Below are 13,408 nucleotides of genomic sequence, written 5' to 3'. Positions count from 1 at the left end.
GTGGGCATGGGCGAGGGTTCCAAGATCTCCATCATCTTCATCGGCACCTTTTTCGAGTCTGTGCCGATGGGGTCTGATGCGGTGCGCAGCGTTCCGGCGGCGCAGGTGGAGGCGGCGCAGACCATGGGCGCCAACCGATTGGAGCTGATCGAGAAGGTGATCTTTCAAAGCGCCAAGCCGGCATTGCTCGACACGCTGCGCATCACCATGGGCTGGGCCTGGACGTACCTGGTGGTGGCCGAGCTGGTGGCCGCCAACTCGGGCCTGGGCTACGCGATCTTGCGCGCCCAGCGCTTCCTGCAGACCGACACCATCTTCGCCGGGATCATCGTCATCGGCCTCATCGGGCTGGTCACCGACCAGCTCTTTCGCTGGGGGCACCGCCGCGCGTTTCCCTGGCTTTATTTGAAATGAGCACCCCCTGCGCCGCTTCGCGTCTTCCCCCTCTCTGGCCTTCGGCCGGAGGGGGACCGCACCTGCGGCCTGGCAAAGCCAGTTCCGCGGTGCGTCTGAAAGGCGTTCCTCCATTCGAGGCATCCACTCAAAAAGGTTGTTCATGAGCACCGCCCACATTCCCCTGCCCAAGATCGTCATCCGCAGCCTCAGCAAACGCTTTGACGGCGCGGCCATCAACGCACTCGAAGGCATCAACCTCGACATCGGCGAGAACGAGTTCGCCACCTTCGTGGGGGCGTCGGGCTGCGGCAAGTCCACGCTGCTGCGCACCATTGGCGGGCTGGAAACACAGACCAGTGGCGACCTGCTGGTGGACGGCCGCGCGGTGGACGGCCCGGGCATCGACCGCGCCATGGTGTTCCAGCACTACAGCCTCTACCCGTGGATGACGGTGATGGAGAACATCAAGTTCTGCCGCCAGCTCAAGGCCCACACCGACGGCCGCACCTCGGCCGACGTGGAAGCCGCCTCGGGCCGGGCCGACGCATTGTTGCGCCTCATGGGCCTGCAGCCCGTGGCCAACGCCTGGCCCAACCAGCTCTCGGGCGGCATGCAGCAGCGCGTGGCGATTGCGCGCGCGCTCATGGGCCGCCCTGATGTGTTGCTGATGGACGAGCCCTTCGGCGCGCTCGACGCGCAAACCCGCGAGGTGATGCACGACCTGATCCGTTACGTGCACAAGCTGGAGAAAACCACCATCGTCTTCGTGACGCACGACGTGGAAGAAGCGCTGTACCTCGGCGGGCGTGTGGTGCTGATGGCGCCGCGCCCCGGGCGCATCGACACCATCTACGACGTGCCCTTTGGCGACCAGCGCGTGCAAGACCTCAAGCATGAGCCCGGGTTCGTGCGCCTCAAGCGCGACATCCTGGAGCGCATTCGCGAGACCTCGGGCATGAAGACCGATCTGGAGCAGCTGCAGCGCCTTTCGGGCGCGGGCGCGGAGAGCTGAGCCATGCGATCTCCGTTCGCCCTGAGCCTGTCGAAGGGCTCACCAACACCTTGGCAAAGGCTTCGACAGGCTCAGCCCGAACGGAGGTCGGCTCAACCTGAACGAATTTCAATCAACCGGAGACAAGCATGAACCCACAAGAGATCGCAGACCCCTTGACCGTGGTGCCGCCCAACCCACCGCAGGCAGCGCCGGTGGACGCGCCCGCGCTGTGGCAGCGCTTCCCCGCCGCCGCGCTGGAGGGTGTGGACACGGCGCGCGCCATGTGGAGCGAGGTGGTGCCCGGCGGCAGCCACTGGAGCTGGCGCATGCCGCGCGGCAGCGCCATCCGCTTTGTGGCGCTGGAGGCCGGGGCCAACGTGAGCCTGGTGCTCTACAGCGCTCTGGAAAAGCTGGAGCGCTACAACATGCCCGACAGCCTGAAGGCGCAGCACACCGCGCACTACACACAAGGCCATGTGCTCATGAGCGACATGGGCCGCAGCATGGCCAGCTTCACCGCCGACAGCCTGGGCTGGCACGACCCGCTGGGCGCGCTGTTGGACGCCGAGCTGATGCAGCAGAAGTACGGCGAGAAGCGCTACGAGCACGCGCGAAACGCCATGCACCGCTCGGGCAAAGACGGCCTGCTGATCGAGATCGGCAAATACGGTCTCACCAAGCGCGACCTGATCGCGCCGGTGAACCTGTTCAGCAAGGTGGGTGTGGACGCGCAGGGCCGTTTTGCCTTTGTGCCGGACCACGCCAAGGCAGGCGACTTTGTGGAACTGCGGTTCGACATGGACGTGATCCTGGCCATGAGCACCGCACCCCACGGGCTGGACACCGCGCCCGCCTACGCGCCCAAGAAGGTGGGCCTGCTGGCCTGGCGCTGCGGCGCCGCGCCGGCCTTTGATGCGTGCCGCGCCTTCCGCCCCGAGAACGCGCGCGCCCTGCACAACACCGACATGCTGTACCTGTGAGGAGCCCTTCATGAACACCGCCACCGACATCCGCATCCTTGAAAGCCAGCTCGACCCGGCCCACGCCGTGATGGACCAGCGTCACCCGCCCGGCGAGCCCATCCTGTTTGAAGTGAAGCGCGGGCAGACGCTGCGCATCGTCGACCTGGAGGGCAACCAGGCCGCCGACGTGCTGTTCTACAGCCGCCACGACCCTGCAGAGCATTACAGCGCCACCAACACCATGCAGCGCCAGGGCGGCATCTACCTCACCACCGGCTCGGTGATCCGCAGCAACGACGGACGCGCCATGCTCACCATCGTGGCCGACACCTGCGGCCGCCACGACACGCTGGGCGGCGCCTGCGCGGCCGAGAGCAACACCGTGCGCTACGCGCTGCAGAAGAAGTTCATGCACAGCTGCCGCGACAACTACCTCATCGCCCTGCAGCACGCCGACGTGGGACTGGGCAAACGCGACCTCGTGCCCAACATCAACTTCTTCATGAACGTGCCCGTCACAGCCGAGGGCGCGCTGAGTTTTGAAGACGGCGTGTCCGGCCCGGGGAAGTACGTGGAGATGCGGGCGGAGATGGATGTGTGGGTGTTGATCAGCAACTGCCCGCAACTCAACAACCCGTGCAACGCCTACAACCCCACGCCGATTCAGTTGCTTGTCTGGAATGAATGAGCCCAGTCGTCATGAGCCCACCCCTCCCGTTCGGGCTGAGCCTGTCGAAGCCCCCGCCAACCTGGTTGGGATGCCCTTCGACAAGCTCAGGGCGAACGGAGGGGAGCTCACGGCGAACGGCCTCTGGATTCGCGAGCAGGACGACCTGCTTGTGTGCCTTCTACATGCAGGACGGCCTGCACCGGAGTTCTTGTGTTCACCAAAGTCCTGATTGCCAACCGAGGCGCCATCGCCTGCCGCATCATCCGCACCCTCAAAACCCTGGGCGTGCAAAGCGTGGCCGTGTACTCCGAAGCCGACGCGCAGGCCCGCCATGTGCGCGAGGCCGACGAGGCCTACTTGCTGGGCCCAGCCCCGGCGGCCGAGAGCTACCTGCGTGCCGACCGCATCCTGCAGATCGCCAAAGACTGCGGCGCGCAGGCCATCCACCCCGGCTACGGTTTCCTCTCCGAGAACCCGGCGTTTGCCGAAGCCTGCGAGGCCGCGGGCATCGCCTTCATCGGCCCCGCACCCGCGCAGATGCGCGCCTTTGGCCTCAAGCACACCGCACGCGATCTGGCGGAGCAGCGCGGTGTGCCGCTGCTGCCGGGCTCGGGCCTGTTGACCGATCTCGCACAGGCGCAGAGCGAAGCCTCGCGCGTGGGCTTCCCCGTGATGCTCAAGAGCACGGCGGGCGGCGGCGGCATCGGCATGCGGCTGGTGTGGAACGCGGCCGAACTCACCGACGCCTTCGACTCGGTGGGGCGCATGGCGCAGGCCAACTTCAAGGACGCGGGCCTGTTCATCGAGAAGTACGTGGAGCAGGCGCGGCACATCGAGGTGCAGGTGTTTGGCGACGGCGTGGGCGGCGTGATCGCGCTCGGCGAGCGCGACTGTTCGGTGCAGCGGCGCAACCAGAAGGTGATTGAAGAAACGCCCGCGCCGGGCCTGAGCGACGCCCAGCGCAGCGAGCTGCACGCCACCGCCGTGCGGCTGGCGCAGGCGGTGAACTACCGCTCGGCCGGCACGGTGGAGTTTGTGTACGACGCTGCCTCGGGTGCGTTCTATTTCCTCGAAGTGAACACGCGCCTGCAGGTGGAGCACGGCGTGACCGAGCAGGTGTGTGGCGTGGACCTGGTGGCGTGGATGCTGCAGCTCGCCGCCGGCGACCTGCCGCCACTGCACACGCTGCAACCCTCGCCCAAAGGCGCGTCGATCCAGGTGCGGCTGTACGCCGAAGACCCGGCGAAAAACTTCCAGCCGAGTGCGGGCCTGCTCACCGAAGTGGTGTTCCCGGTCGATGCGCGGGTGGACAGCTGGGTGGAGCGCGGCACCGAGGTGCCCGCCTGGTACGACCCGATGCTGGCCAAGCTGATCGTCACGGCCGACACGCGCGAAGCAGCGCTGAAAAAGATGGAAGACGCGCTGGACGCCACGCGCCTGGCCGGCATCGAGACCAACCTGGGCTACCTGCGCCAGGTGGTGCGCGACCCGGTGTTCCGTGCCGGCAAACAGGTCACGCGGTTTCTCTCCACCTTCGCCTACCACCCGGCCACCATCGACGTGCTGGAGCCCGGCGTGCAGACCAGCGTGCAGGACTGGCCGGGCCGGCAAGGCTACTGGGACGTGGGCGTACCGCCGAGTGGCCCCATGGACATGCACGCGCACCGGGCGGCCAACGCGCTGGTGGGCAACACACCCGACGCGGCGGCGCTGGAGATCACCCTGGCCGGGCCCACGCTGCGCTTCAACACCGCCACGGTGGTGGCGGTGACGGGTGCGCCGGCCAAGCTGACGCTGAATGGCGAGGCCGTGCCGATGTGGCAAGCCATTCAGGTGCCCGCTGGTGGCCTTCTCGCCGTGGGCCGCTGCGAACACGGCGTGCGCCTTGCGATGGCTGTGGCGGGTGGGCTTGATGTGCCGCTGTATTTGGGCAGCCGAAGCACGTTCACGCTGGGGCAGTTTGGCGGGCACGCGGGGCGGCATTTGCGCACGGGGGATGTGCTTCACCTTGGCGCAGTTTCAGCTCGGTCCACAGTGTTGGTGAGCCCTTCGACAGGCTCAGGGCGAACGGAGGGTGTTGGCGCTCTGCCTGAACAGACCTCCGTTCGGGCTGAGCTCACCTCCGTTCGGGCTGAGCCCACCTCCGTTCGGGCTGAGCCCACCTCCGTTCGGGCTGAGCCTGTCGAAGCCCCCGCCTACACCCACCACTGGGACATCAACGTCCTCTACGGCCCGCACGGCGCCCCCGACTTCTTCACGCCCGACGACATCACGATGTTCTTCGGCACCGACTGGAAGATCCACCACAACAGCAGCCGCACAGGGGTGCGCCTCATCGGCCCCAAACCCCAATGGGCGCGCACCGACGGCGGCGAGGCGGGCCTGCACCCGTCGAACATCCACGACAACGCCTACGCCATCGGCGCGATCGACTTCACCGGTGACATGCCGGTGATCCTCGGGCCCGACGGCCCGAGCCTGGGCGGCTTTGTGTGCCCGGCCGTGGTGCTGCACGACGAACTGTGGAAGCTGGGCCAGCTGCGCCCCGGCGACACGGTGCGCTTTCACCGGGTGTCATACGAACATGTGATGGGCTGGGATGCCCTTCGACAGGCTCAGGGCGAACGGAAGGGGTTGGCTCCGGACGCGCCAATCACAACCGTTCGGACTGAGTCCACCTCCGCTCGGACTGAGTCCACCTCCGCTCGGGCTGAGCCCACCTCCGTTCGGGCTGAGCCTGTCGAAGCCCTCACCCACCAGCTCTCCCCCATCCTCGACGACCGCGCCGCACAAGGCGACCGCCCACGCCGCGTGATCCGCCAGGCCGGCGACCGCTACGTGCTCATCGAGTTCGGCCCGCTCACGCTGGACCTGGAACTGCGCATGCGCGTGCAGGCGCTCCTGCACGGTCTGAAAGCACGGGAACTGAAAGGTGTGATCGACCTCACCCCGGGTATCCGCTCGCTGCAGGTGCACTTTGACCCCGCCCTGCTGCCGCGCAACGAACTGCTGCAGATCATCAGCGAGGCAGACGACGCACTCCCCCCGGTGGACGAGATGGTGGTGCCCTCGCGCACCGTGGTGCTGCCGCTGAGCTGGGACGACCCGCAGACCAAGCTGGCCATCGAGAAATACATGCAGTCGGTGCGGCCGGACGCGCCCTGGTGCCCGAGCAACATCGAGTTCATCCGCCGCATCAACGGGCTGGACAGCATCGAAGACGTGTTCAACATCGTGTTCGACGCGCGTTACCTCGTGCTCGGCCTGGGCGACGTGTACCTGGGCGCGCCGGTGGCCACACCGCTGGACCCGCGCCACCGCCTCGTGACCACCAAGTACAACCCAGCGCGCACCTGGACGCCCGAGAACGCGGTGGGCATCGGCGGCGCCTACCTCTGCGTCTACGGCATGGAAGGCCCGGGCGGTTACCAGTTCGTGGGCCGCACGCTGCAGATGTGGAACCGCTGGCGCCACGGCACACCAGGCTCCGACTTCGAACAGCCCTGGCTGCTGCGCTTCTTTGATCAGATCAAGTTCGAGCCGGTGAGCGAAGACGCTCTCAAGACCATCCGCGCGAATTTTCCGCACGGCGGCCATGCGCTGCGCATGGAGGAAGGCACCTTCAGCCTCAAGGACTACCGGCGCTTTCTGGCCGAGAACGAAGCCAGCATCACCGCGTTCAAGACGACACAACAGGCTGCGTTTGAAGCCGAGCGCGAACGCTGGGTGGCGGCCGGGCAAAACGATTTCACGAGCGACGACGCGGCGGCCAGAGCCGGCGCGGCCGACGAGGTGGATTTGCCCGAGGGCGGGCGTCTGCTGGCCACCAGCGTGCCGGGCAATGTGTGGAAGGTGGCTGTGAGCGTGGGCCAGCAGGTGCAGGCCGGCGACGTGCTGCTGGTGATCGAGTCCATGAAGATGGAATTCAACCTGCTGGCACCGGCCAACGCCACGGTGCACAGCCTCATGTGCGCCCAAGGCGGTGCGGTGTCGGCCGGGCAGAACGTGCTGGTGCTGATCGACGAAGCCGTCTGAGTCCAGAACAACAACGGAGTGTTTTCATGTCACTGAGCCAACTGTCTTTTGACCTCGCCAGCCTGCAAGCCGCCTACCGCGGCGGCACCACCGTGCGCGAGGTCATCGCCGAAGCGTTGGCGCGCTGCCGCGCCGACACCCACCACGCCTTCATCCATGTGCTGACCGACGCCGAGGTGGCGCCCCTGGTGGCCCGGCTCGACGGCGTGGAACCGGCGAGCCTGCCACTGTTTGGTGTGCCCTTCGTGATCAAGGACAACATCGATCTCGCCAGCATTCCGACCACCGCCGGTTGCCCCGAATTTGCCTACACACCCACCGAGAGCGCTTTCCTCATCCAGCAGCTCATGGCGGCCGGTGCGGTGCCGGTGGGCAAGGCCAACCTCGACCAGTTCGCCACCGGCCTCAACGGCACGCGCTCACCGTATGGCGCGTGCAAAAACGCGTTCGATCCGGACTTCATCTCGGGTGGTTCCAGCTCGGGCTCGGCCGTGTCGGTGGCCAAGGGTTACGCCACGTTTTCGCTGGGTACGGACACTGCCGGCTCGGGCCGCGTGCCGGCCTCGTTCAACAACCTGGTGGGCCTCAAGCCCACGCTGGGCCTGCTCTCGGGCACGGGCGTGGTGCCGGCCTGCCGGTCGGTGGACACGGTGAGCATCTTCGCGCTCACCGCCGCTGATGCGCAGGCCGTGCTGGGTGCAGCGGCGGCGTTTGACGCGAGCGACGCTTACAGCCGGGCAGCCCAGCCCTTCGGCGTGGATTTCTCAGCGGGCCCGTTCCGCTTTGGGGTGCCGCGCGCGCAAGACCTGGCCTTCTTCGGCAACGACGCGGCGGCAGCGCTGTTCAACACCTCGGTGGAGCGGCTCAAAGCCCTGGGCGGCACACCGGTCGAGGTGGACCTCACGCCCTTCCTGGAGGCGGCGCGCCTGCTCTACGACGGCCCGTGGGTCGCAGAGCGCTATGTGGCCATCCAGGACTTCATCACCGCGCAACCCAACGCCGTGTTTCCCCCGGTGCGCACCATCATCGAAGGCGGCCGCAACGTGACCGGCGCGCAGGCGTTCGCCGCGAGCTACCGCCTCAAGGCGCTCAAGCGCGTGTGTGACGCGGTGTGGAACGACATCGACTGCCTGCTCACGCCCACCGCCGGCACGATCTACCGCATCGCCGACATGCAGGCCGACCCGATCCAGCTCAACTCCAACCTGGGCCGCTACACCAACTTCATGAACCTGCTGGACTACAGCGCGGTGGCGGTGCCCTCGGGCTTTCTGGCGGGTGGCGCGGCGCAAGGCCTGCCCTGGGGCGTGACGCTGGCCGCGCCCGCGTTCAAGGACATCGCGCTGCTGCGCTTGGCCGACCGGTTCCACCGCGCCGAGACCTTCACGCTCGGCGCCACGCCCACACCGCTGGCCAGCACACCCGCGTGCACCGGCCTGCCCTCGGGCGAGGTGGGCGCGGCCGGCAGCGGCACCGTGCGCGTGGCGGTATGCGGTGCTCACCTCTCGGGCCTGCCACTGAACCACCAGCTCACCTCACGCGGCGCGCGCCTCATCGGCAGTCCACATTCGGCGCCCGACTACCAGCTGCACGCGCTGGCCGGTGGCCCGGTGCAGCGGCCCGGCATGGTGCGCGTGGCCGAGGGCGGCTCGGCCATTGCGCTGGAGGTGTGGGAGGTGCCCGCCGCCCACTTCGGCAGCTTCGTGGCCGGCATCCCCGCGCCGCTGGGCATCGGCAAGGTGAAGCTGGCCGATGGCAGCGAGGTGCCCGGCTTCATCTGCGAAGGCCTCGGCATCGAGGGCGCCACCGACATCACGCACTTCGGCGGCTGGCGCGCGTGGCTCGCGGCGGGCGCGCCGCGCTGAGGCGAGCCCTCAGAAATCCAGCGTGGCCTGCGCGGGGGCTTCCACCGCGCGTGGCTGGGTGATGTTTTCCGCGCTGCGGTTGCGCGAGCCGTGGCGCTTGACGATGCTGGCCTGCACCGCTGCCACGGCCGGGTCGGTGCGCAGGGCGTAGACGCGTTCCTTGGCCGCGCGCGTGGCCGTTTCCAGATCGACCAGCGGCGCGGCAATGTCCACGCCCACCACCACACGGCAGCGCGCCTGCAGCTCGGGCGGCATGAGCCAGGGCTGGAAGAGCCAGGTGTCGGGCACACGCTGCATCGCGGGCAGCCAGCGGCGCACAAACTGGCCGTGCGGGTCGTGGTCCTGCGCCTGTTTGACGGGGTTGTAGACGCGCGTGGTGTTGATGCCGGTGGTGCCGCTCTGCATCTGCAACTGGCTCCAGTGGATGCCGGGCTCGTAGTCGATGAACTGGCGCGCCAGCCACTCGCCCACCGGGCGCCAGTGCAGCCACAGCGGGTACGCCGCCACCGACACCAGCATGGCGCGCATGCGGAAGTTGATCCAGCCGGTCTCGCGCAGCATGGCCACGCAGGCGTCCACCAGCGGCCAGCCGGTGCGGCCATCCATGAGCGCCTGCAGGTGCACCGGGTTGTGGTCGTGCTCGCGCAGGCCCTCGTAGCCGGGGTGCATGTTGTGGTGCTCGATGGCGGGCTCGGTCTCCAGCTTCTGGATGAAGTGGCAGTGCCAGTGCAGCCGGCTCATGAAACCTTCCAGCCCCAGGCGCTGGCGGCCTGGCAGGCTCGGGTCGTCCAGGCGGCTGCGCGTGGCCTGCACCACCTCGCGCAGGCTCAGGCAGCCCCAGGTGAGGTAGGGCGAGAGGCGCGAGCAGGCGGTGGGCGCCGAGAGCGGCGAGGAGATGCCGCCGCGGTAGCTGGCGCTGCGCTCATTCAGGAAACTCTGCAGCACGGCCAGGCCTTGCGCGCGGCCGCCGCGTTGGCGCTGGGGTGGTTCGTGGGCGTCGAGACCCAGCTCGTCCGCGCTTGGCCAAGGGTCGGTGAAGCGCGGTACTTCGGCCGCTTGCAACGATGGTGTGGGCGCCTGCTCGGCGTGCGTGAGCTGCTCCCACTGCCGCACCCAATGTTTGCGTTCGCACAGGCCACGCACCACGCCGAACTGGCGGAACTCGCGCCACGGCAGGGCTTTGTCGGCGCACCACTGTTTCACACGCAGGTCGCGCTCATAGCTCGCGGCGTTGCCGGTTTCTTCGTGCGAGAGCAATTCGGCAAAAGGGGCTTGCTGGTGCAGGCGTTCGAGGACTTCAACCGCGTCGCCCACCGCGAGCTGCAGCCGGCCACCGAGGCGTTTGAGTTCGGCCTGCAGGTTTTTCAAGCTCTCTTGCACAAAGCCGAGGTGCTGCCGCGCGGCATCGGGCTGGCGCCACAGCGCGGGCTCCAGCACATACAGGCACAGCACCGGCCCCAGGCGCGCGGCCTCGGCCAGCGGCGCGTGGTCCCACACCCGCAGATCGCGCTTGAACCAGACCACGCTGTACGTCATCGCGGCATTCTGATTCGTGCGGCGCGTTGTTGCGTGGCTGGGGGCTTTGCCGTGGCGGTTGTGCGCAGGCGAAAAAAACCAGACCCGAGGGTCTGGTTTTTTGATCAGGCTGTTGAGGCCCGATGGGATTCAACGCGGGCTGCGGCGGGCCATGGGGCGCGACGGTGCGCCTTCCGGGCGGCGCGGTGCAAATTCACCACCGCGCATGGCGCCGCGCTCGGCGTTGCCACGGTCGCTAAAACCGCCACGTTCAGCGCCACGGTCTGCACCACGCTCACCCATGGGCTTGTCGCTGCGGCCGAAGCTGTTGAAGCCACCGGGCTTGGGGCCGAAACCGGGGCGCGCAGGTGCACGGTCGGCAAAGTTGCGGCCAGCAGCGGGGCGCGTGTCGGGGCGGTAGCCACCGGCATCACCACGGTTCTCGCCACGGTCACCGAAACGGTTTTCACCGCGGTTGTCGAAACGGCCTTCCGGGCGCTGTGGCTCGGCACGGCCTTCGAAACGCGGGTCAAAACGCGTGCCGGGACGGCTGTGGTCGACGCGGGGCGCTTCATTGCGGGCTTCGAAGCGCGGCGCTGGGCCACGGCGGTCGTTGTTGCCGGCAAAGCGGTCGTTGCCACCGAAGCGGTCGTTCGAGCGGCCGGCTGGGCGTCCGCCACGGCCGAAAGCTTCGTTCTGCGGAGCGCGTTGGCGCGGCTCCAGGCCGGTCACGGTTTCCACGTTGATGCGTTGGCGCGTGTAAGCCTCGATGTCGAAGATCTTGCGGCGGTCGCGCAGTTCGGCGAACGTGATGGCAAGGCCATCGCGGCCGGCACGGCCGGTGCGGCCGATGCGGTGCGTGTAGTCCTCGGCCTTCATCGGCAGGCCGAAGTTGAAGACGTGGGTGATGGTGGGCACGTCGATACCGCGAGCGGCCACGTCGGTGGCGACCAGGATCTGCACCTGGCCGGCGCGCAGCGCCATCAGGCGGCGATTGCGGATGCCCTGGCTCAGGGCACCGTGCAGCGCCACGGCGGCAAAGCCGGCCTGCTGCAGATCGGTGGCGAGGCCGTCGCACTCAATCTGCGTGCTGCAGAACACCACGGCCTGGTTGATCGAAGCGTCGCGCAGCCAGTGGTCGAGCAGCTTGCGCTTGTGGTCGGCGTTGTCGGCCCAGAACAGCACCTGCTTGATGTTGGCGTGTTGCTCTTGCGGGTTGTCGATCTGCACCTTTTGAACGTGCTTGCCGTTCTCGTGCATCACGCGCATGGCGAGCTGCTGGATGCGCGGCGCGAACGTGGCGCTGAACATCATGGTCTGGCGGCGCTGGCTGGTGAGGTCGTTGACTTCGGCCAGGTCGTCGGAAAAGCCCAGATCCAGCATGCGGTCGGCTTCGTCGACCACCAGGAACTGCACCTGGTCGAGCTTGAGCTGCTGCGAGCGCTGCAGGTCGAGCAGGCGGCCGGGGGTGGCGACGACGAGGTCGGCGTTCTGCAGCTTGGCGATCTGCAACTGGTAAGGCATGCCGCCCACCACGTTGGCCACGCGCAGGCCACGGCAATGGCGCACCAGGTCGATGGCGTCGTTGGCCACCTGCTGCGCGAGTTCGCGCGTGGGGCACAGGATCAGGGCGCCGGGGGTGGCGGCCTTGAAGTTGCGCGAGCTGGTCGGGTCTTTGCGCTTGGGCGCCTTGGGCGGTGCTTCGCCGCGGGCCAGGGCTTCGGCGGTCAGGCGCTCGCGCTCGGCGCGCTCCTTGGCGTCGGCATCGGCGCGCTGCTGCAGCAAGGTGTGCAACACGGGCAGCAGGAAGGCGGCGGTCTTGCCGCTGCCGGTCTGGCTGGAGACCATCAGGTCGGCAAAACGCGCTTCGCCCTGGGCCAGCATGGCCTTGGGGATCACGTTGTTCTGCACCTGGGTGGGCTGCACATAACCGAGGTCAGCACAGGCTTGCACCAGCTCGGGTGCCAGGCCCAGCAACTCGAAGCCGTTGGGGGCTGCGGGCACTTCAGGCGCGGTGGCCTCAGCGGTGTCGGTGGTGGAGATGATCTCTGCGTCGGTGTCGGCGGAGAGAATTTCGGGCGTGAATTCGCCCATCGTTTCAAAAGAGTCGCTCATGTTCGTCCATGCGCCAAAAAATGCGCAATTGATCGAATGAAGACGCTGGAAGGGACAGCCGACCCGCAAGGGGGTGGCCGCTCCATGGCGCTAGATCCGTTCGTGGTTACAAAACATCAACCATCAAACGGTCTACGCGCCTGGGGTCAGCCTGGAAAAAATCCGGTGACGCTGGGAGCGAATGGTCCCCATCCGTTGAGCCAGTCTCTGGAGAGCTTGGCGGGTGGTGCGGTCTTTCGGGAGACTGCGCCACCGTTGCAATCGGGGGGCCTGTGTGTGAGGCAGATGCACAAATCATCGCAGTTGCCTGCGAAGCCGCTGATTATAGCCCGAAGTTCAGGGAAAACCCTGAACTCTTTTTCGCCATCAGCTCAGAACACCCCTGACGATGTAGAAAAGAATGGCCGCGAGCACCGCCGTGGCGGGCACGGTGACGATCCACGCGGCCACGATGCGCATGACGGCCGAGCGTTTGACGATCTCTTTCTTGATCGCCTTCTTCATGGCCTTCTGTTCGTTCTTGGCCAGCAGGGCGCCCTCGGCGGTTTCGGTCGCCTCGCGCTGTTTGGTGCGGCGTTTCATCTCGGCGAGCATGCGCTTTTTCTCCTGCACCTCGGCCGCCTCGAAGCGGTGCAGGTAGGCCTCGACCTCGGCCCGGTCGGCACCCTGGTGGCCGGCAAACACCACCGCTTCCATCTTGGCGTAGTTCACCTTGAGCAGCTCGCGCAGAAAACCCACGCCAAACACCGCACCAATGGAGATGTGCGTGGTGGACACCGGCATGCCGAGCTGCGAGGCGACGATCACGGTGAGCGTGGCCGACATGGCGATCGAGTAGGCGCGCATGTTGTCGAGT

General features: G+C 67.3%; 9 protein-coding genes. 6 read left to right on the top strand and 3 right to left on the bottom strand.

Annotated features, from left to right (window positions below; genetic code table 11):
• The 6 genes from ACN4F8_RS06760 to atzF form a co-directional block, all read left to right on the top strand.
• Positions 1-414: ABC transporter permease (locus tag ACN4F8_RS06760; protein ID WP_419472842.1), on the top strand; the 414-nt coding region annotated here is incomplete at its 5' end.
• A 142-nt stretch (positions 415-556) separates the two neighbouring features.
• Positions 557-1,408: an ABC transporter ATP-binding protein gene (locus ACN4F8_RS06755; RefSeq protein ID WP_419472841.1), complete on the top strand. Its 852-nt coding sequence runs from the start codon at positions 557-559 to the stop codon at positions 1,406-1,408.
• Positions 1,409-1,671: 263 nt separating this feature from the next.
• The gene (locus ACN4F8_RS06750; RefSeq protein WP_419472843.1) at positions 1,672-2,370 is read left to right on the top strand and encodes an urea amidolyase associated protein UAAP1; all 699 of its coding nucleotides are present in this window, start codon (positions 1,672-1,674) and stop codon (positions 2,368-2,370) included.
• 10 nt (positions 2,371-2,380) lie between these two features.
• Complete coding sequence (locus tag ACN4F8_RS06745) at positions 2,381-3,040, top strand: urea amidolyase associated protein UAAP2 (RefSeq protein WP_419472840.1); 660 nt, start codon at positions 2,381-2,383, stop codon at positions 3,038-3,040.
• A 192-nt stretch (positions 3,041-3,232) separates the two neighbouring features.
• The gene (gene uca / locus ACN4F8_RS06740; RefSeq protein ID WP_419472839.1) at positions 3,233-7,057 is read left to right on the top strand and encodes an urea carboxylase; all 3,825 of its coding nucleotides are present in this window, start codon (positions 3,233-3,235) and stop codon (positions 7,055-7,057) included.
• Positions 7,058-7,083: 26 nt separating this feature from the next.
• Positions 7,084-8,922 carry an allophanate hydrolase gene (gene atzF / locus ACN4F8_RS06735; RefSeq protein ID WP_419472838.1) on the top strand — a complete coding sequence of 613 codons (1,839 nt, stop codon included), beginning with the start codon at positions 7,084-7,086 and terminating at the stop codon, positions 8,920-8,922.
• 9 nt (positions 8,923-8,931) lie between these two features.
• Here atzF and ACN4F8_RS06730 read toward each other — a convergent pair whose 3' ends face one another.
• The 3 genes from ACN4F8_RS06730 to ACN4F8_RS06720 form a co-directional block, all read right to left on the bottom strand.
• Positions 8,932-10,458 carry an FAD-binding domain-containing protein gene (locus tag ACN4F8_RS06730; protein WP_419472837.1) on the bottom strand — a complete coding sequence of 509 codons (1,527 nt, stop codon included), beginning with the start codon at positions 10,456-10,458 and terminating at the stop codon, positions 8,932-8,934.
• Positions 10,459-10,587: 129 nt separating this feature from the next.
• A complete protein-coding gene (locus ACN4F8_RS06725) occupies positions 10,588-12,552 on the bottom strand; it encodes a DEAD/DEAH box helicase (protein WP_419472836.1) in 1,965 nt (654 codons plus the stop codon).
• Between the two features lie 366 nt (positions 12,553-12,918).
• Positions 12,919-13,408: inorganic phosphate transporter (locus ACN4F8_RS06720; protein WP_419472835.1), on the bottom strand; the 490-nt coding region annotated here is incomplete at its 5' end.

Origin of the sequence: Hydrogenophaga sp. (assembly GCF_048549895.1) — a bacterium.
In the GTDB taxonomy this organism is placed as follows: Bacteria; Pseudomonadota; Gammaproteobacteria; order Burkholderiales; family Burkholderiaceae_C; genus Hydrogenophaga.
This window is presented reverse-complemented; position numbering and strand designations above follow the sequence as displayed.